This window comes from Thalassovita sp. ABM4_323 (genome assembly GCF_056158665.1).
In genome coordinates this window covers 2,104,638-2,120,857 of record NZ_JBSWTS010000007.1, presented here as the reverse complement: position 1 = coordinate 2,120,857, position 16,220 = coordinate 2,104,638, and the positions used below count along the sequence as shown (strand labels likewise).

The 16,220-nt window shown below is 59.9% G+C and carries 22 protein-coding genes and 2 tRNA genes; 7 read left to right on the top strand and 17 right to left on the bottom strand.

Annotation, left to right across the window (positions count from 1 at the left end; translation table 11 throughout):
* Positions 1 to 20: 20 nt before the first annotated feature.
* A complete protein-coding gene (locus ACXADQ_RS12975) occupies positions 21 to 593 on the bottom strand; it encodes a tetratricopeptide repeat protein (RefSeq protein ID WP_475321069.1) in 573 nt (190 codons plus the stop codon).
* Positions 594 to 663: 70 nt separating this feature from the next.
* On the opposite strand from ACXADQ_RS12975, the gene ACXADQ_RS12970 reads away from it, so the two are divergent.
* A complete protein-coding gene (locus ACXADQ_RS12970) occupies positions 664 to 954 on the top strand; it encodes an SCP2 sterol-binding domain-containing protein (protein ID WP_475321065.1) in 291 nt (96 codons plus the stop codon).
* A gap of 4 nt (positions 955 to 958) precedes the next feature.
* Positions 959 to 1,921 (top strand): alpha/beta fold hydrolase, encoded by a 963-nt coding sequence (locus tag ACXADQ_RS12965; RefSeq protein WP_475321060.1) that lies wholly within the window; start codon positions 959 to 961, stop codon positions 1,919 to 1,921.
* Between the two features lie 3 nt (positions 1,922 to 1,924).
* Here ACXADQ_RS12965 and ACXADQ_RS12960 read toward each other — a convergent pair whose 3' ends face one another.
* The gene (locus tag ACXADQ_RS12960; protein WP_475321056.1) at positions 1,925 to 2,752 is read right to left on the bottom strand and encodes a fumarylacetoacetate hydrolase family protein; all 828 of its coding nucleotides are present in this window, start codon (positions 2,750 to 2,752) and stop codon (positions 1,925 to 1,927) included.
* Between the two features lie 114 nt (positions 2,753 to 2,866).
* Here ACXADQ_RS12960 and ACXADQ_RS12955 point away from each other — a divergent pair, with 114 nt between their 5' ends.
* Complete coding sequence (locus ACXADQ_RS12955; RefSeq protein WP_475321052.1) at positions 2,867 to 4,687, top strand: M3 family oligoendopeptidase; 1,821 nt, start codon at positions 2,867 to 2,869, stop codon at positions 4,685 to 4,687.
* 18 nt (positions 4,688 to 4,705) lie between these two features.
* Here ACXADQ_RS12955 and ACXADQ_RS12950 read toward each other — a convergent pair whose 3' ends face one another.
* Positions 4,706 to 5,134: a YqaA family protein gene (locus ACXADQ_RS12950; RefSeq protein ID WP_475321047.1), complete on the bottom strand. Its 429-nt coding sequence runs from the start codon at positions 5,132 to 5,134 to the stop codon at positions 4,706 to 4,708.
* A 147-nt stretch (positions 5,135 to 5,281) separates the two neighbouring features.
* Between ACXADQ_RS12950 and ACXADQ_RS12945 the strand changes: the two genes are divergently transcribed.
* Positions 5,282 to 5,731 (top strand): YHS domain-containing (seleno)protein, encoded by a 450-nt coding sequence (locus tag ACXADQ_RS12945; RefSeq protein ID WP_475321043.1) that lies wholly within the window; start codon positions 5,282 to 5,284, stop codon positions 5,729 to 5,731.
* Positions 5,732 to 5,734: 3 nt separating this feature from the next.
* On the opposite strand, the gene ACXADQ_RS12940 is transcribed toward ACXADQ_RS12945, so the two are convergent.
* From ACXADQ_RS12940 to ACXADQ_RS12925, 4 genes are all read right to left on the bottom strand, one after another.
* Positions 5,735 to 6,088, bottom strand: a complete 354-nt coding sequence (locus tag ACXADQ_RS12940) for a VOC family protein (RefSeq protein WP_475321038.1) — start codon at positions 6,086 to 6,088, stop codon at positions 5,735 to 5,737.
* A 3-nt stretch (positions 6,089 to 6,091) separates the two neighbouring features.
* Positions 6,092 to 6,394 (bottom strand): DUF4389 domain-containing protein, encoded by a 303-nt coding sequence (locus ACXADQ_RS12935; RefSeq protein ID WP_475321033.1) that lies wholly within the window; start codon positions 6,392 to 6,394, stop codon positions 6,092 to 6,094.
* Positions 6,395 to 6,469: 75 nt separating this feature from the next.
* The gene (gene rpoH, locus ACXADQ_RS12930) at positions 6,470 to 7,366 is read right to left on the bottom strand and encodes an RNA polymerase sigma factor RpoH (protein WP_475321029.1); all 897 of its coding nucleotides are present in this window, start codon (positions 7,364 to 7,366) and stop codon (positions 6,470 to 6,472) included.
* 181 nt (positions 7,367 to 7,547) lie between these two features.
* Entirely contained in the window at positions 7,548 to 8,573 is a 1,026-nt protein-coding gene (locus ACXADQ_RS12925) for an RluA family pseudouridine synthase (protein WP_475321025.1), read from the bottom strand.
* Here ACXADQ_RS12925 and ACXADQ_RS12920 point away from each other — a divergent pair.
* Positions 8,572 to 8,883 (top strand): DUF6476 family protein, encoded by a 312-nt coding sequence (locus tag ACXADQ_RS12920; RefSeq protein ID WP_475321020.1) that lies wholly within the window; start codon positions 8,572 to 8,574, stop codon positions 8,881 to 8,883. The genes ACXADQ_RS12925 and ACXADQ_RS12920 overlap by 2 nt on opposite strands.
* A 21-nt stretch (positions 8,884 to 8,904) precedes the next feature.
* Here the strand turns inward: ACXADQ_RS12920 and ACXADQ_RS12915 are convergent.
* Positions 8,905 to 8,981 (bottom strand) — tRNA-His (locus tag ACXADQ_RS12915).
* An 81-nt stretch (positions 8,982 to 9,062) separates the two neighbouring features.
* Entirely contained in the window at positions 9,063 to 9,545 is a 483-nt protein-coding gene (locus ACXADQ_RS12910; protein WP_475321015.1) for a GNAT family N-acetyltransferase, read from the bottom strand.
* A 77-nt stretch (positions 9,546 to 9,622) separates the two neighbouring features.
* Between ACXADQ_RS12910 and ACXADQ_RS12905 the strand changes: the two genes are divergently transcribed.
* Positions 9,623 to 9,811, top strand: a complete 189-nt coding sequence (locus ACXADQ_RS12905) for a DUF6324 family protein (RefSeq protein ID WP_475321011.1) — start codon at positions 9,623 to 9,625, stop codon at positions 9,809 to 9,811.
* Here the strand turns inward: ACXADQ_RS12905 and ACXADQ_RS12900 are convergent.
* From ACXADQ_RS12900 to ACXADQ_RS12875, 6 genes are all read right to left on the bottom strand, one after another.
* Positions 9,808 to 10,239 (bottom strand): MmcB family DNA repair protein, encoded by a 432-nt coding sequence (locus ACXADQ_RS12900; RefSeq protein ID WP_475321007.1) that lies wholly within the window; start codon positions 10,237 to 10,239, stop codon positions 9,808 to 9,810. The genes ACXADQ_RS12905 and ACXADQ_RS12900 overlap by 4 nt on opposite strands.
* Before the next feature lie 310 nt (positions 10,240 to 10,549).
* A complete protein-coding gene (locus ACXADQ_RS12895) occupies positions 10,550 to 10,879 on the bottom strand; it encodes a hypothetical protein (RefSeq protein ID WP_475321002.1) in 330 nt (109 codons plus the stop codon).
* Between the two features lie 165 nt (positions 10,880 to 11,044).
* Positions 11,045 to 11,539, bottom strand: coding sequence for a transcription antitermination factor NusB (nusB, locus tag ACXADQ_RS12890; RefSeq protein ID WP_475321000.1), 495 nt, complete (start codon positions 11,537 to 11,539; stop codon positions 11,045 to 11,047).
* Positions 11,536 to 12,087 carry a 6,7-dimethyl-8-ribityllumazine synthase gene (locus ACXADQ_RS12885; RefSeq protein ID WP_475320996.1) on the bottom strand — a complete coding sequence of 184 codons (552 nt, stop codon included), beginning with the start codon at positions 12,085 to 12,087 and terminating at the stop codon, positions 11,536 to 11,538. Before ACXADQ_RS12885 ends, nusB begins: the two co-directional genes overlap by 4 nt.
* A gap of 1 nt (position 12,088) precedes the next feature.
* On the bottom strand, positions 12,089 to 13,231 hold the full coding sequence (gene ribB, locus ACXADQ_RS12880; RefSeq protein WP_475320991.1) for a 3,4-dihydroxy-2-butanone-4-phosphate synthase: 1,143 nt from the start codon (positions 13,229 to 13,231) through the stop codon (positions 12,089 to 12,091).
* 96 nt (positions 13,232 to 13,327) lie between these two features.
* The gene (locus ACXADQ_RS12875; protein WP_475320987.1) at positions 13,328 to 14,293 is read right to left on the bottom strand and encodes an MBL fold metallo-hydrolase; all 966 of its coding nucleotides are present in this window, start codon (positions 14,291 to 14,293) and stop codon (positions 13,328 to 13,330) included.
* A gap of 384 nt (positions 14,294 to 14,677) precedes the next feature.
* Here ACXADQ_RS12875 and ACXADQ_RS12870 point away from each other — a divergent pair.
* A tRNA-Cys gene (locus ACXADQ_RS12870) sits at positions 14,678 to 14,751 on the top strand.
* A 226-nt stretch (positions 14,752 to 14,977) separates the two neighbouring features.
* Here ACXADQ_RS12870 and ACXADQ_RS12865 read toward each other — a convergent pair.
* Both ACXADQ_RS12865 and ACXADQ_RS12860 read right to left on the bottom strand, forming a co-directional pair.
* Positions 14,978 to 15,958: a class I SAM-dependent DNA methyltransferase gene (locus ACXADQ_RS12865; protein ID WP_475320983.1), complete on the bottom strand. Its 981-nt coding sequence runs from the start codon at positions 15,956 to 15,958 to the stop codon at positions 14,978 to 14,980.
* On the bottom strand, positions 15,930 to 16,130 hold the full coding sequence (locus tag ACXADQ_RS12860; protein WP_475320978.1) for a Com family DNA-binding transcriptional regulator: 201 nt from the start codon (positions 16,128 to 16,130) through the stop codon (positions 15,930 to 15,932). Before ACXADQ_RS12860 ends, ACXADQ_RS12865 begins: the two co-directional genes overlap by 29 nt.
* Positions 16,131 to 16,220 lie beyond the last annotated feature (90 nt).

The window sequence follows — 16,220 nt, the reverse complement described above, 5'->3', positions numbered from 1 at the left end:
CTTGTCCGACTAATCCGCGCCTAAAGCTTGATCCCAGCGACCGCAGAACCAAGGCGCGCAATGGCTTCTTTGGCTTCCTCGTAGTGCGGGTAGACCGTTAGCGCAAGCTTGTAGACCTCGAATGCCAGTTTGGGCTTGCCAACCTGTTCAAGGATCGCCCCCAAACCATAGATGGCCTGAAAATTGTCCGGGTTCAGGTGCAGCGCGCGTTCCAGATCATGCATTGCCAGACCGTATCGATCCATCTGGAAATAGGTGCTGGCGCGCTGATGCCAGCCCTCGGCAAATTCCGGAGCGTGGTCAGTCAGGGCGGTCAGATGTCCGATCGCTTGGGTGAAATCTCCACGCTGCGCCGCATCCATGCCGCGTTTTAGCAGCAGATCAATCGCGGGCGACCCAGAATGCCCCCAGCGCAGCGCGATCTCTTCGGCCAGGCGCTTGGCTTCGGTCTCGTCCGCGGTCTTCAGCTGTTGCAACATGTCCGGCACCGAAACCGACGCAGAATCAGCCCAACCCTGTAAAGGTATGGAAAACGTTACTGTCAGCACGGTTGCCGCGACGATACGTTTGAGATTGTATTTCTTCACGCTCATAACAATATCAACTGTAACGCGCCGGGCCATTTTGACCACCCCCGGGCTATCAAATTAAAGGGAAGAGACCATGAGCGAGAAGATGGAAGCCGCAGTCGCCGCGCTGAACGAAAAAATGACCGACGTTGATTTTGACGGTTCGGCAAAGTTCGTGATCGAAGGCGAAGGCGCGATTGTCGTGGACGCCCAGGGCGCACGCCTGTCCGATGACGAAGCCGACGTCACCCTGACCGCAGATGCCGACACCTTCGAGGCAATGATGACCGGTGACATGAACCCAACCGCCGCCTTCATGAGCGGCAAACTGTCCGTTGACGGCGACATGGGTAAGGCCATGCAGCTGGGCGCGGCTCTGGCCTGATGAAATGACCCCTGCTCCTTTTCTGACCGATATTTCCCAGATCGCACCCGATGGTGCCGCGTATTGGTTGGAAACGCAGGACGATGTGCGTGTGCGCGCCGTTCTGTGGGGGCAAAAGGCCGAAAAGGGAACAGTGCTCTTGTTTCCCGGCCGCACGGAATATGCCGAAAAATATGTGCATACGGCGGTCGCCCTGGAACAGGGCGGCTATGCCACCTTGGCAATGGACTGGCGCGGACAGGGCTTGGCCGACCGTCTGTTAGAAGACCCCCAGATTGGCCATGTCGATGAATTTCTGGATTACCAGAATGACGTGGCCGCCATGGTCGATGCCGCCGAGGCGCTGAACCTGCCCAAACCCTATTTTCTGATCGCGCATTCCATGGGCGGAGCCATTGGCCTGCGCGCTGTGATGCAGGGCCTGCCTGTTCAGGCCTGTGTATTTACCGGTCCGATGTGGGGCATCATCATGCACCCAGCGACCCGCCCCGCTGCTTGGGCGATCACCTGGGCCAGTCGGGTTTTGGGGACATCGCATGGTTTGGCGCCGGGCACACGGACTCAGGCCTATGTTCTGGCAGAGCCCTTTGAAAACAACACTCTAACCACCGATGTGGACATGTATACACTTATGCAGGATCACATTATGGCGCATCCAGAACTGTCGTTGGGCGGGCCCAGCCTGAATTGGCTGCACGAGGCGCTAAAGGAAACGCTAGAGCTTAGCCGCCTACCCGCACCCAACCTGCCCTGCCTGACCTTCCTGGGCACCAACGAGCGTATCGTCGACCCACGGCGGATCGAAAACCGCATGGCCAGCTGGCCGGGTGGCGAGCTGATCATGGTCGAAAATGGTGAACACGAGGTCCTGATGGAAACGCCACAGATGCGACAAGACGCAATGACCCGCATCCTGCGCTTTTTTGACGATGCCCGCATGGCAGATCCCGAAAAAGTTGCCTGCTAAGGCTTAGTCCTGCCCGACCTCTTGGCGCTGAGCCCCCAGCCCCTGGATCCGCAGTTCCATCACGTCACCCGATTTCAGAAATTGCGGGGGCTTCATGCCCATTCCAACACCCGGAGGCGTCCCCGTCGCGATCACATCGCCCGGTTGCAGGCTCATCATCTCGGTCAGATGTTCGATGATCTGGGCGACGGTGAAAATCATTGACGCGGTATTCCCGCGCTGCGCCGGTTTGCCGTTCAGATCCAGTTCCAGGTTCAGGTTCTGCGGGTCAGGCACCTCGTCCCGGCTGACCAGCCACGGACCGACAGGCCCAAAGGTGTCGCAGCTTTTGCCCTTGGTCCACTGCCCGCCGCGTTCGGCCTGAAAGGCCCGTTCAGACACGTCATTGACGATCGTATACCCGGCCACATAGTCCAGCGCGTCCGCAGCCTTGACGTATTTCGCAGGCTTACCGATGACCACGCCCAGTTCGACCTCCCAATCCGATTTTAGGGACCCGCGCGGGATCAGCACCGGATCATTCGGCCCGTTCAGCGCGCTTGTGGCCTTCATGAAAACAATCGGTTCTTCGGGGATGGCCATCCCGGCCTCTTCGGCGTGATCGCGGTAGTTCAGTCCGATACAGACCAGCTTGCCAATCCCCCCCACAGGGATGCCCAGACGCGGCTCGCCCTCAACCAATGGCAGAGTTTCCGGGTCCACCTGAGGCAGCGCGCCCAACACCTCACCCGACAGATCGCTGACCACGCCAGACAGATCGCGCACGCGGCCCTTGGCATCCAGAACTCCGGGCTTTTCGGCCCCCGGTTGACCATAGCGAACGTAACGCATGATGCTCCCCTCTTGCTCGAAGGCCACCATATCCGCACGCCCGCCACGCACAAGCCCTTGAGGCCCGCGCGCGCCCGTCCTATGTCTGTTGGGCAATCAGAAAAGAGGTCTTCCATGTTCCAGCTTCCCTTCCCCGTGCGCGACGCCAATGCCGGGTCCGGCTCTGACGGTTTGGGGGATCTGCCCGAGTGGGATCTGACCGATCTGTATGCCGCCGATGACGCGCCCGAGCTGACCGCCGATCTGGACTGGCTGGAGGGCGAATGCGCCGCCTTTGCCGCCGATTACGCGGGCAAGCTGGACACGCTGGATGCTGATGGCCTGCTGGAATGCGTGCTGCGCAACGAGAAGATCAGCACCAAGGCCGGGCGCGTGATGTCTTATGCGGGCCTGCGCTATTACCAGCTGACGGTGGATGCGGAGCGGGCGAAATTCATGTCCGATTGCCAGGAAAAGATCACCAATTTCACCACGCCCTTGGTGTTTTTCACGCTGGAACTGAACCGGATCGAGGATGACAAATTGGCCGCGATGCTGGCCGAAAACGCCGATCTGGCCCGCTATAAACCCGTGTTCGACCGCATCCGCGCGATGAAGCCGCACCAACTGTCCGACGAGATGGAACAATTCCTGCATGATCTGGGGGTTGTTGGGGACGCGTGGGAAAAACTGTTCGACGAAACCATCGCCGGGCTGGAATTCACCGTGGACGGCGAAGAGCTGAACATCGAAGGCACGCTGAACCTGCTGACCGAGCAGGAGCGCGCCAAACGCGAGGCCGCCTCGCACGAGCTGGCCCGCGTTTTTGCCGCCAATATCAAAACCTTCGCCCGCGTCCACAACACGCAGGCCAAGGAAAAAGAGGTCATGGACCGCTGGCGCAAGATGCCCACGCCTCAGACCGGGCGGCACCTGTCCAACGACGTGGAACCCGAGGTGGTCGAGGCGCTGCGCAACGCCGTGGTCGACGCCTATCCGCGCCTGTCGCACCGGTATTATGAGCTGAAACGCAAATGGCTGGGTCTGGACCGGATGCAGGTTTGGGATCGCAACGCCCCCCTGCCGATGGAGGACACCAAGACCGTCGATTGGGACGCGGCCCAAGACATCGTTATGGAGGCTTATTCCGCCTTTGATCCCCGTATGGGCGAGATCGCGCAGCCCTTTTTCGACAAGGGCTGGATCGACGCGGGCGTGAAACCCGGCAAGGCCCCCGGCGCCTTTGCCCACCCCACCGTCACCGAGGTGCACCCTTACGTGATGCTGAACTATCTGGGCAAACCGCGCGATGTGATGACCCTGGCGCATGAACTGGGCCACGGGGTGCACCAGGTGCTGGCGGCTGATCAGGGCGAAATGCTGTCCTCGACCCCGCTAACACTGGCCGAAACGGCCTCGGTGTTCGGGGAAATGCTGACCTTCCGCAAAATGCTGGAAAAGGCCGAAACCAAGGAAGAGCGCAAAGTCATGCTGGCCGGTAAGGTCGAGGACATGATCAACACCGTGGTCCGCCAGATCGCGTTCTACGATTTCGAATGCAAACTCCACGCTGCCCGGCGCGAAGGCGAGCTAACCCCCGATGACATCAACGCGCTGTGGATGTCGGTGCAGGCCGAAAGCCTGGGCCCGGCATTCGATTTCATGGAAGGGTATGAAACCTTCTGGGCCTATATTCCGCACTTCGTCCATTCGCCCTTCTATGTCTACGCCTATGCGTTCGGCGACGGGCTGGTGAACGCGCTGTATGCCGCCTATGAAGCCGCGCCCGAAGGGTTCCAGGACAAGTATTTCGACCTGCTGAAGGCAGGCGGATCGAAGCACCACAAAGAGTCGCTGGCCCCCTTCGGCCTGGACGCCACCGACCCCAAATTCTGGGACAAGGGCCTGTCCATGATCGAAGGTTTCATCGACGAGCTGGAGGCGATGGAGGACTGACCTTCACAGCCACGCCCCCTATAGCCACGCCAAGGTCGCCGCAGCCAATACCAGGTAGCGCGCGCCCTTGGCGATCAGCACCAGAATGAAGAACGACGCCGGCGGCTCTTTCATCACGCCGGCGATCACGGTCAGCGGATCGCCCACGATGGGCACCCAAGAGGCCAGCAGGCTCCAACGCCCGAACCGGTGATACCAGCCCTGCGCACGCTCCAACTGCGCAGGGGACGCCGGAAACCAGCGCCGGTTCTGAAACCGCAGCAGATAGCGCCCCAGAGACCAGTTCACCACCGATCCCAACACATTCCCCGCCGTCGCCACAGCCACCAGCACCAGCGCCGGGTGTTGGCCCTGTACCAGCTGTGTCACCAAGATGGCTTCGGACTGCATGGGCAGGATCGTGGCCGCAACAAAGGCCGAGCCGAACAGCAAAACATAGGCGATCATCGGCTCTCCTTTCTGGGGTCAAACGCGATGCACAGCTATAGGGGCAAGCGCTGACACGCAATAACGCACCATCACTCTGACGTGAGGGGGATAGCGCGCGGGCAGGCTGTCCGCCACATTGGGGAAAACACACCGGAGGAAACCCCAATGTCCCTTGATCGCCGCGCCTTTCTGCTGATGTTGCCAGCCGCTGCCGCCCTGCCCCACATTGCCCACGCTATGTCGCCCAAAATCTATGCCGAAGACGGGATTGCCGTGGATGGCAGCGATGTCGTTGCCTATTTCACCGAAAGCAAACCTGTGAAGGGCAGCAAGGACATCACCCTGGATTGGATGGGCGCGACCTGGCGGTTTGCGTCAGAGGAAAACCGCGCGAAATTCCAGGCTGACCCAGCGGCCTATGCGCCTCAATACGGGGGGTATTGCGCCTATGCGGCCTCAGAAGGCTACGTCGCGCCGACCGCCCCGGATGCCTGGACGATCTACGAGGGCAAGCTGTACCTGAACTATTCCAAAGGTGTGCGTCGGCGTTGGTCCAAGGATATTCCTGGCCGGATCGCCGCCGCAGACGCAAATTGGCCCGGTATCCTGAAATAAGATCTAGCCTGTGTGGGCGACGATGTTGATCTCGTTGCCCATCGGATCGCGCACATAGAACCGGCGCACGCCCCAGGGTTCGGTTGTCAGGGGATAGGTGATGGTAAACCCCAATTCCTGCGCGCGGGCGTGGATCGCCTCGACATCGTCCACCTCGATCGACAGATGAGGCACAGGCGTCCCGCTGCCACCTTCGGTGGCCACGCTGACCTGCACCGGCGCCGGGTCGGACGCACCAAAAGTGGTGATCCAGCCCAGATCCATCAGCACATCCAGCCCCAGCAGATCGCGGTAAAACGCGGCCGCCTTGCCGGTGCCATCGGTCGGTAGATTGGCAACGATGCGCCGAACAGTCATGGCCTAGTCCAGCTCGGTCCAGGGCCAGGGTTTGACATCGCTGGCGCCGGTCATATAGCGCACGGATTTGGCCATCCAGACGCCCATGTCCGTGCCAAAATCGGCCAAGTTTTCGTTCGGCTCGCCCTTGTTCAGCGCCATGATGACAATCTGGATCAGGGTCAGTGCCCCGAGAATGGTCTGGCTGACGCTCATCATCATCCCGATGATCAGCACATGTACGATCCGCATCAGCAGCCCCTCGGTGCTGTCCGGTTCGAACTGTTCTCCGTGCAGGCGCCCGCTTACCTTGTCTTCGTCGTTCATTGCTGCCCTCGTCCTGACATCCAGACATGAAAAAACCCGGCTCTGAGATCAGAGCCGGGTTCCATTTTAACACGATCAGGCGCTGGTCAGCATCCCTTTTTCCGCGGCCAGTTCACGCATCCGGGCCTGGAGTTTTTCAAAGGCCCGGACCTCGATCTGGCGGATCCGTTCGCGGCTGACGTCATATTGGCCGCTCAGATCCTCCAGCGTTACGGTTTCCTCGGACAGGCGGCGCTGCACCAGGATGTCCCGCTCGCGGTCGTTCAGAACGCTCATGGCCTCGGCCAGCAGCTCGCGGCGGGCGTCCAGCTCGTCTTTCTCGGCATAGTCCCCGGCCTGGTCGGCGTCTTCGTCCTCCAGCCAGTCCTGCCACTGCATGGTGCCTTCGCCTTCCGAGCCGACGGTGGCGTTCAGCGACGCATCCCCGCCCGACATGCGGCCGTTCATGCTGATCACTTCTTCTTCGGTCACGCCAAGATCATGGGCGATCCGAGTGACGTTTTCAGGGCGCAGATCGCCCTCTTCAAACGCACCGATACGTGCCTTGGCCTTGCGCAGGTTAAAGAACAGTTTCTTCTGCGCCGAGGTTGTGCCCAGCTTCACAAGCGACCAGGACCGCAGGATATATTCCTGGATCGAGGCGCGGATCCACCACATCGCATAGGTCGCCAGACGGAAGCCTTTTTCTGGGTCAAAGCGTTTCACCGCCTGCATCAGGCCCACATTGGCCTCGGAAATCACCTCGGCCTGGGGCAGGCCATACCCGCGATAGCCCATGGCGATCTTGGCGGCCAGGCGCAGGTGACTGGTCACCATCTTATGCGCGGCTTCAGTGTCTTCTTGCTCGACCCAGCGTTTGGCCAGCATGTATTCTTCTTCGGGTTCCAGCATCGGGAACTTCCGAATTTCCTGCATATAACGGTTCAGACCGCCTTCGGGGGTCGGGGCGGGAAGATTTGCATAGTTACTCACCTGTTGCTCCTCCTAATGTTTAGGGGCTTAACATTCCATCTAGGAGACATGCCAGCGCCTTTCAAGACGCCCATCGTCAAAAATCTTAACGATATATGTGGCCGGTTCCGTCGAAATACGATGAATATGTCAGTGCGCTCACGCGCATGTGCTGTTTGTTACCGCCGCAATCGTGCGCAAATCAGCCCCTCAGGGCGGCAATCAAATCCTGCATGTCCTGCGGCAGCGGGCTTTCGAAGCGCAGGTTTTCGCCGGTGGCCGGATGGATGAACCCCAGAACCGCCGCGTGCAGCGCCTGACGCGGGAAATCGCGCACGGCCTGAACACCTGCTTCCGATAGGTTTTTGACCGCCAGTTTGCGCCGCCCACCATAGGTCGGATCGCCCACCAGACCGTGGCCCGCATGGGTCATGTGCACGCGGATCTGGTGCGTGCGGCCGGTTTCCAGCCAACATTCGACCAGACAGGCCACCGCCGGCGCGCCAAATGGTTCCACGATCCGCACCCGTGTCACCGCATGGCGACCGTTTTCAAAATACACCGCCTGACGCTGGCGATCGGTCTTGTGCCGCGCCAGATGGGTGGTGACCTTCATGATGTTCCCGGCCTCAAAGCTGACACCGCGCACACCGCGCAGACGCGGATCATTGGCATCGGGCACGCCATAGCACACCGCCTGGTAATACCGCTCGGCCGAGTGGGCCCGGAACTGATCCGCCAGCCCGTGGTGGGCCTTGTCGGATTTCGCAACCACCAACAACCCGCTGGTGTCCTTGTCGATCCGGTGCACGATGCCGGGGCGTTTTTCACCACCCACACCGGACAGGCTGTCGCCGCAATGATGCATCAGCGCGTTCGCCAGCGTCCCCGTGGGCGAACCAGGCGCCGGATGCACCACCATGCCAGCAGGTTTATCCACCACGATCAGGTGCTCGTCCTCGTAGACGATGGTCAGGGGGATGTCCTCGGCGATCAGGTCGGTGACCTCGGCCTCGGGCACGGTGACCTGGATCACGTCGCCCTCGGACACCTTGCCCTTTGGGCTGGACACGACCACACCGTTCAGCGTGACCTCGCCAGCCTCGATCAGTTTGGCCAGCCGGGTGCGCGACAACGAGGCCTGCTCTGGCGCATCGCGCGAAATCGCCTTATCAAGACGCGCAGGCGGATCTGCCTGAATGGCAAAGGATAGACGGTTGGACCCCATGGAAGACACCCCTCAGCACCCAGATCAGCCCGTGGATGCGGGCCTGTTGAAATTCCTTAAGGTGCTGGTCACCCTTCTGACCGTCACCATGATAGCGGGCGTTGTAGCGATCGTTGTCCTAATTGTCATCCGCTACAATCAAACGCCGCCTGACTTCCCCGAAGTGCTGACCCTGCCCCCCGGCACCACACCCGAGGCCTATACACAGACCAGCCGTTGGTACGCCATCGTCACCGACGACAACCGCGTTCTGATCTACAGCCGCACGACACAAAAACTGGTGCGCGAGATCACACTGGAACAGGACTAACGCGCTGGTTCTGAGGAAGAATGGTACCGCCTCCCTGGCTCGAACAGGGGACCTCTGGATCCACAATCCAGCGCTCTAACCAACTGAGCTAAGGCGGCACTGGGGGGCGATTTAGCTGCCCCGGCTGGGGAATGCAAGAGGGTTCATTCAGAAATCTGACATATCCCCGATTGCATTTTTCACAGGGTGACGCTCCACATCTGCTCCACCACATCCACACCGAAACTGTGGGTCTGGACGGAACTGTCCAACGACCACCCATGCGCCGCATAGAGCGCGCAGGCGGCTTTATGGCTTTCATGGGTCCACAACTCCATTCGGACGTAGCCCTTGCTGCGCGCCCACGCCATACAGGTGCTTAGCATACGATGCCCCAGCCCTTTGCCCCGCGCCTGAGGCGTCAGCAAAAATAAGCGAAGCTTGGCGGTTTGGTCAGCCAACCGCACGCAAAAGATGCTGCCCAGCCTGGTGCCGTTTTCCTCCGCGATCCAGGCGCGTTCCTTGTCGGGATCATGGGCGCGGATATAGTCGGCCAGAATCTCGGCCACTGTGGCCTCGAATGTGGCATCAAACCCCTCATCGCGCGCATACAGAATGGCGTGCTGTTCAATCAACCAGCCCGCGTCCCCGATCTGCAACCCGCGTAAAATCACCTCGCTCATGATCACAGGATGCGCCGAGGGTTCTTGCCAAGCAAGCCCGGACTCGCTAGCTGAGACAGGATCAAAGGAGAACGGCCATGGGCATCAACACCGAACGCGATATCGAGGCAAACCTGCAAATCGGCCCCACCACCGAGGGCATGGTCCGCCTGTTCATCGAAGCGGGTGAATTTGAAATTCCGATGGATTTCAGCCCGGATGAAGCCACCGAGATCGCCGAGGAAATCCTGGCGGCCGTCGCCACGGCCAAAACCGTCAAACGCTAAATCCGCGGGTCCCGCAGCGCCTGCAAGCGACGCGCTGCATGGGTGGCGAATTTGTGGGTCAGCACCTTGCGCCGCGCGGCGGGCAACTTGTCCTGCGCGGGCATGCGAATGATCTCGGCGCTGTATTGGTCGGCGATGATCAGACCCGTGTCATCGGGCAGCAGATCGGTCGGAAAATCTGCATCCACAGCCCAGAAATATCGGTCACACCATTCCAGATACCCCTGCCATTTGCTGTCTGATTGAAAATCGGCGCGGCTGGATTTGCATTCAATCACCCACAGCTCGCCTTTGGGGCCCAAACCCATCACATCGACCCGCAACCCTCGCGTGGGCACGAACTCCTCGATCGAGACGAAGCCATAACCGTTCAGGTGGCGGCACACGCCGCGCGCCAACAGTTGGCCGGGTTGAAGCAGGTCATCCATGTGGCAAGTATGAACAAAACATGAACGAATGCAAGCCCCGTGCCCCCTTGCCGTTCGCGGCCCAACGCACTAGATAGCGCAAAGGCGGGTTCTGCTCTTCTCGATACACGGTTGCATTCCGGTGGCCTTAAGCAATTCCGAGGGAGCTGGCTCTGTTCAGGCCCTGGTCTGATTACCTGGCGCCCACCTGTATATACAGGTCCTCGGGAATGAGATAACCATACGGTCGCTGCGGGCCCGCCGCCCTTCCCCATTCAGGCACAAAAAAACCGGCCCATAAGGCCGGTTCGTTGCGGGATATGAAAGGCGTTTAGCGACGCATCAAGTTCCGTTTTGCTGGCGCTTCCTGACGGACACGAACCGGTTTGGTCATGTCGATGCGGATCGGGTCACGACGGCCGCCGCCGTTGCCATCATCGTCATCCTTCATGCGCATCACGGCGATGGCGAATTGCACACCGGCAAAGACGATCCCGTTGGCAAACCACAGGATCACAACGGCCAGAATTCCCATGTCCGAATGCGTTACGAGATGCCAAAGATTGCCCAGGTTAAAATACAGCAGCATCGCAACGAAGGCCGCGGCAATGGCAAAGCCGATCAGAACGTTGGTGATATACATGCGGATGAGTTTGGGCATTTGGCAGCTCCCGTTTTGATCCTATGCCAAAAGTATAGGTCAAACAGATCGCTCAACAAGCGCGAAATGCTGCACTGCGCCGATAAATGCTCAAAACCCTATGTTTTGCGCAATATTACTACGTCAAATAGGGTTAAATCCCGCTAAATCCGCGAAATTGTCGGGTCAGAACGACTCGGGCCGGGCTTCGCGGGCCATGTGATCCAGCACGGCGTTCACGAATTTGGGCTCTTTTCCTTCGGGGAAAAACGCGCGGGCCACGTCCACATATTCGGTGATCGCGACCTTCACGGGGGCCTCGCCTTCCAGCATCTCGGCACCGGCGGCGCGGAACAAGGCGCGCAAGGTCGGGTCGATCCGCGTGATGGGCCATTTGGCCACCAGCGCGCGGTCGGTCATCTGGTCAATCTTGGCCTGCCAGTTCACCGCATCCATCATGGTTTTGGAGAACAGATCCAGATCGCCCTCGGCCATTTCGTCGCCTTCATAGACGGCGCCGAACCGGTGGTCTTTGAACTCGTACATCACAGCGTTCACGGTCTGGCCGGATTGCTCCATCTGGAACAGCGCCTGAACCGCGTAAAGCCGCGAGGCCGAGCGCATCTTGCGCTTTGCGTTATTCGACAGCTTCTTTGGCTGAGATGCAGGTTCGGTGGTCATGCCTTGGGGTTATCCTTGAGTTCGCCAGCCAGCTTGAATTCTTCGGCGTCGGGAACGAATCCCACACCTTTCCGCTGGGCGCCCCACTTACGGCTGAGCGCGACCAGATGCAAGGCCGCAGCGGCCGCACCGCCCCCTTTGTTTTGATCGGCGGGATCAGCGCGCACCTCGGCTTGCGGGCGGTTTTCCACGGTCAGGATACCATTGCCGATGCACAGACCTTGCAGACCCAGCAGTTGGATGGCGCGGCTGCTGTCATTGCAGACGGTTTCGTAATGCGTGGTTTCCCCGCGGATCACACAGCCCAGGGCCACATAGCCATCGAAATTCGACATACGTTCGGCGATGCCGATAGCCGTGGGAATTTCCAGAGCGCCGGGCACCTCGATCAGGTCCCAGGTGCCGCCGACGGCCTCGATTTCGGCCTTGGCGCCAGCGATCATATTGTCAGCGATGTCCTTGTAGTAAGGCGACACCACGATCAGGATTTTCACCGGCTTATCGAATTCGGCGCGCGGCAGGATATAGTGGCTTTCGTGTCCGGCCATGTCAGTTTCCTTCCAGAATGGGGCGAGTACCGGTGATGGTCAGGTCATAGGCGTCCAGACCCACGTATTTGGTGCGCGGGCTGTCGGTCAGCAGGATCAGTTCGTGCAGACCCAGTTTCGACAGCATCTGCGCGCCCAGGCCCACTTGTTTGATGGTTTTAACGCCGGCGTCATCGACCTCATCGCGGGCATACAGGCTGTTGCGCGGCTCGCGGAACAGGCAGACCACGCCACGGCCTTCTTCGGCGATCAATTGCATCGCGCGGGGGAGTTCCGACGAGGGTTTCGGCCCCAGCCCCAGAACGTCCGTCGCCTCGTGCAGCGCATGGGTCCGGGTCAGAACGGGTTCGGGCGTGGTGATGTCGCCCTTGATCATAACCACATGCTCCACGCCATGGGTCTGGTCGGTGAACAGCACCATTTCCCAGTCGCCGCCAAATTCCGAATTCACGGTCTGGCGCGAGGTTTCCACCACCAGGTTATCATTGCGCGAGCGGTACTTGATCAGGTCCGAAATAGTGCCGATCTTCAGCCCGTGCTCCTTGGCGATTTCAACCAGTTCGGGCAGGCGCGACATGGTGCCATCCGGGTTCATGATCTCGCAGATCACGGCGCTGGGGTGCAGCCCGGCCAGGCGCGAAATATCCACCGAGGCCTCGGTATGACCGGCGCGCACCAGCACCCCGCCCCGCTTGGCGCGCAGCGGGAATACATGCCCCGGCGTGGCCAGCGATGCCATGGTGTTTTCTTCGTTGATCGCCGTTGCGATGGTCAGTGCGCGATCCCCGGCCGAGATCCCGGTGCTAACGCCTTCGCGCGCTTCGATCGACACAGTAAAGGCCGTTTCATGGCGCGACGAATTGTTCACCGCCATCATCGGCAGACCCAGCAGGTCAACGCGTTCGGCCGTCATCGGCAGGCAGATCAGCCCGCGCCCATGGGTGGCCATGAAGTTCACCGCAGCGGCGTCTGCAAACTGTGCGGGGATGATGAAATCGCCCTCGTTCTCACGATCCTCGTGATCGACCAGAATGTACATCCGGCCCTGGCGGGCCTCTTCGATGATCTCTTCGATCGGGCTGATCGCGTCGCGCAGCGCGGCCTCGACCGGACCGGGCGTTTCAAAGGCAGAGCTTTCGGACATGGGACCCCCACTTAGGTATTACCCTCGCCGAATACCCCAGCCACGCCCCGAAGACCAGAGCCTAGGCCACACCGGCCCCATGCCATGCCTCGGTCCTCAGAACTGCCAAAGCGCGGGTACAAAGCGATAGGCCCCGCCATCGCGGGCCACATGGCCCACACCCGGGAACGGAAAGTGATAGCCCAGCACCGCAATCCGATCAGCGGCACACATGTCCAGCAGGCGTTTGCGCGTCGCCACTGTCAGCGCGCCATCCGCGTCGATGCCATTGTACCACTCGGGTCGCTGAAAGCTGAGATAGGCATGAGACATGCAATCCCCCAATGCGATCAGCTGTTTGCCCCCGTCCTCAAGCGCGACGCTCATATGGCCCAAAGTATGACCCGGTGTCGCAATCATCCGCACGCCTGGCACGACCTCGTCACCGTCCTCCAGCAGGTTCCATTCCACTCCGTCGCAATTGATCGAGTTCACAGCCCCCAGAACGAACTGCTGTTCCGTCGGGTCCACCTGATTGACCAGATCGTCCTGCATCCAGTGCGCGTGCTCGGCCCGACCCATGAAATATTGCGCATCGGGGAACAAGGCCTCGTCGAAATCATCGCGAATCCCCCAGATATGATCGGGATGTGCGTGGGTGATCACCACATGCGTGATCGAGGCCGGGTCCACGCCCGCTGCCTCAAGATTGTCCATCAGCCGCCCCACCGTATCAAAGAACCGGTTGCCCGAGCCGACATCAACCAGAATGGTCGCGTCGTCTTTCTCGATCAGCAGGTGATTGGTGTGGGAATATCCATTTTGCGGGGACAGGAAATGCTGCTCCAGGAAAGCCTGTACATCAGCAGGGTCCGCGTTCACCCCCACCCCGCTGGTCGGCAGCGAGAAATACCCATCCGAGAGGATCGTCAACTTGGTCTCGCCCAGGCTAAAGCGAAAATACGCCGGGTTTTCGCCCCCCGGCGCCCCCAATTGAGCCCGGAGCGCGCCCGGCAAAGCAAAGGCCGGCGCCATCGCAGCAAGTTTCAGCATCTCTCGACGGTTGGGTTTGAAAACGGTCATCTGGGCCTCCCTTTCCAGCGAGGATAGCGCGGGAAAGCCCTAACGCAACATCATTTATGAATATGTATGTTTCAAAGCCCTCCAAAGCCACTCTCTGCGGGTTCAGGGCGGGCCCAGGCCCCTCCTCTTCGGATTATGCGCTTACCTGAGGGGTCATCACGAAGAACCTGCTCGGCACCTCCGCCCCCGCGCGCAAAGACCCGCCAGCGAGGAACAAGACGTGGCCTTCATTGAGTAGACTGCCTTTGCTCATGGGGACGGCAGCCAAAACAAGGCCTCGCCTGCGCCCCAGTTAGCATGAACACCCCTTGCCCCCTGAAAACTGCCGCAAGCCACTTGCACCCGGCTCGGACTTGCTCTAAGTGCCTGATACCACACCACGGCGGCGAGTTGGCGGAGTGGTGACGCAGCGGATTGCAAATCCGTGTACACCGGTTCGATTCCGGTACTCGCCTCCAACACCATCCCAAAATTTCCCCAAAAAAATCAAGCACTTAGGTGGAGTTTTTGCACCCATAACATCGGGCAAGAATTTCTCACATTACTAATCACTACTTACCAATACTTCTTGAAGCTGAATAATCTGGGGAGTGTAGCGGCGCGCCAGCTTCTGGATTTTTTTGTACTAGCTTCTGGACAAAAATTTTCCCACGCCCGCTGACCTGCGCCATTTCTGACATCCCTCTACAAGGTTCCTGACAGATCTTTGCAGACAAGCAGCTCTGCCCGCTTCGGTCGGGCATTGCGGGTTTTCGAGATCGTGTAGGTCGTCTCCACCTTGACCAAATCGAACCCGCCAAAAATTTCCCGAATCTCGGGCGTATCGTTGATGGACATCAGCGCTTTGCCTTTCAGCTCCGCCAATTGATCCGCCAAGCGTTCAAAATCCTCGGGGGCGAACATGGCTTTCCCATAGTCATCCTCGCAGCCCCAGTAAGGCGGGTCCAGGTAGAACAGGGTGCCTTGGGTATCGTAGCGGCGGATGAACTCTGAATACCCGAGACACTCGATCACAACGCCAGACAGGCGCGAATGAACGTCCTCGAGCATCGGCTCCAAGGTCGACAGGTTGAACCGCGCCGGCCGATCCGGGGACACGCCGAAATTCCGCCCCGTGACCTTGCCGCCAAAGGCAGTGCGCTGGAGATACAAAAACCGCGCAGCGCGCTCCAGGTCTGTCAGGGTTTCGGGGCGCGTGGCGACCAGGCGCTCAAACTCGACCCGGGTGGTCAGTTGGAACCGCAAAGTGTCGATGAACTGCGGATAGTGGCGTTGAAGAATGCGGAACAGGTTGGCGATATCCCGGCCGAGGTCGTTGATGATGCGCGCGACCTGCGGCCATAAGTGGCGGGGGTCGTCCTCGCCTCGGCGCAACCCTGAGAGGGTGAAGGGCTGGCAGGGATATCCGGCAGAGACGAGATGAACCTTGCCGCGCCACGCTCGGCCGTCAAAGGATCGCAAATCGTCCCAGACAGGAGCCGGAGCCAAGGACGCGTCTGCCATCCGCGCCACGAGAGCGGCCGAGGCGAAACCGTTTCGCTCGACATAGCACACAGTTCGATATCCGGGTTCTGCCAGGTGCAGTCCGAGATCCAGTCCTCCGACACCGGCGCAAAGGCTGATGCCACGAATTTCGTCATGTCTTTGGGTGGTACAAAGAGCCACATGAGACCTCATTTCCGTCACGCTCGGGGCGTTTGGGTTGGGGGCTCTGGGGCCTCAGAATGTTGATCGTTTTACAACGCGGGCACTTGATTGAAAGGGTGCCGGTCAGCGCGTTGTCGTCCATTTTGAATAGCAGTCGGGCGCATTTCCCGCAACGCTGTTCATGTTTCATTTACTCAACTCAGCTCAATGTGATGCCGCCCCTAAAGGGCAGGAGCGGCCATGAGTATCTGGTGGTCGGCGGGGGATGGATTTGTCGATC

Bases quoted from the DNA above. Each gene is read 5' to 3' on its own strand.
- ribB (WP_475320991.1), bottom strand. From the start codon at position 13,231: ATGTCCGAAAGCTCTGCCTTTGAAACGCCCGGTCCGGTCGAGGCCGCG.
- ACXADQ_RS12945 (WP_475321043.1), top strand. From the start codon at position 5,282: ATGTCCCTTGATCGCCGCGCCTTTCTGCTGATGTTGCCAGCCGCTGCC.
- ACXADQ_RS12875 (WP_475320987.1), bottom strand. From the start codon at position 14,293: ATGACCGTTTTCAAACCCAACCGTCGAGAGATGCTGAAACTTGCTGCG.
- ACXADQ_RS12940 (WP_475321038.1), bottom strand. From the start codon at position 6,088: ATGACTGTTCGGCGCATCGTTGCCAATCTACCGACCGATGGCACCGGC.
- ACXADQ_RS12895 (WP_475321002.1), bottom strand. From the start codon at position 10,879: ATGCCCAAACTCATCCGCATGTATATCACCAACGTTCTGATCGGCTTT.
- ACXADQ_RS12920 (WP_475321020.1), top strand. From the start codon at position 8,572: ATGGAAGACACCCCTCAGCACCCAGATCAGCCCGTGGATGCGGGCCTG.
- ACXADQ_RS12900 (WP_475321007.1), bottom strand. From the start codon at position 10,239: ATGGATGACCTGCTTCAACCCGGCCAACTGTTGGCGCGCGGCGTGTGC.
- ACXADQ_RS12925 (WP_475321025.1), bottom strand. From the start codon at position 8,573: ATGGGGTCCAACCGTCTATCCTTTGCCATTCAGGCAGATCCGCCTGCG.
- nusB (WP_475321000.1), bottom strand. From the start codon at position 11,539: ATGACCACCGAACCTGCATCTCAGCCAAAGAAGCTGTCGAATAACGCA.
- ACXADQ_RS12910 (WP_475321015.1), bottom strand. From the start codon at position 9,545: ATGAGCGAGGTGATTTTACGCGGGTTGCAGATCGGGGACGCGGGCTGG.
- ACXADQ_RS12905 (WP_475321011.1), top strand. From the start codon at position 9,623: ATGGGCATCAACACCGAACGCGATATCGAGGCAAACCTGCAAATCGGC.
- ACXADQ_RS12935 (WP_475321033.1), bottom strand. From the start codon at position 6,394: ATGAACGACGAAGACAAGGTAAGCGGGCGCCTGCACGGAGAACAGTTC.
- ACXADQ_RS12965 (WP_475321060.1), top strand. From the start codon at position 959: ATGACCCCTGCTCCTTTTCTGACCGATATTTCCCAGATCGCACCCGAT.
- ACXADQ_RS12955 (WP_475321052.1), top strand. From the start codon at position 2,867: ATGTTCCAGCTTCCCTTCCCCGTGCGCGACGCCAATGCCGGGTCCGGC.
- ACXADQ_RS12860 (WP_475320978.1), bottom strand. From the start codon at position 16,130: ATGAAACATGAACAGCGTTGCGGGAAATGCGCCCGACTGCTATTCAAA.
- ACXADQ_RS12975 (WP_475321069.1), bottom strand. From the start codon at position 593: ATGAGCGTGAAGAAATACAATCTCAAACGTATCGTCGCGGCAACCGTG.
- ACXADQ_RS12885 (WP_475320996.1), bottom strand. From the start codon at position 12,087: ATGGCCGGACACGAAAGCCACTATATCCTGCCGCGCGCCGAATTCGAT.
- ACXADQ_RS12960 (WP_475321056.1), bottom strand. From the start codon at position 2,752: ATGCGTTACGTTCGCTATGGTCAACCGGGGGCCGAAAAGCCCGGAGTT.
- ACXADQ_RS12970 (WP_475321065.1), top strand. From the start codon at position 664: ATGAGCGAGAAGATGGAAGCCGCAGTCGCCGCGCTGAACGAAAAAATG.
- ACXADQ_RS12950 (WP_475321047.1), bottom strand. From the start codon at position 5,134: ATGATCGCCTATGTTTTGCTGTTCGGCTCGGCCTTTGTTGCGGCCACG.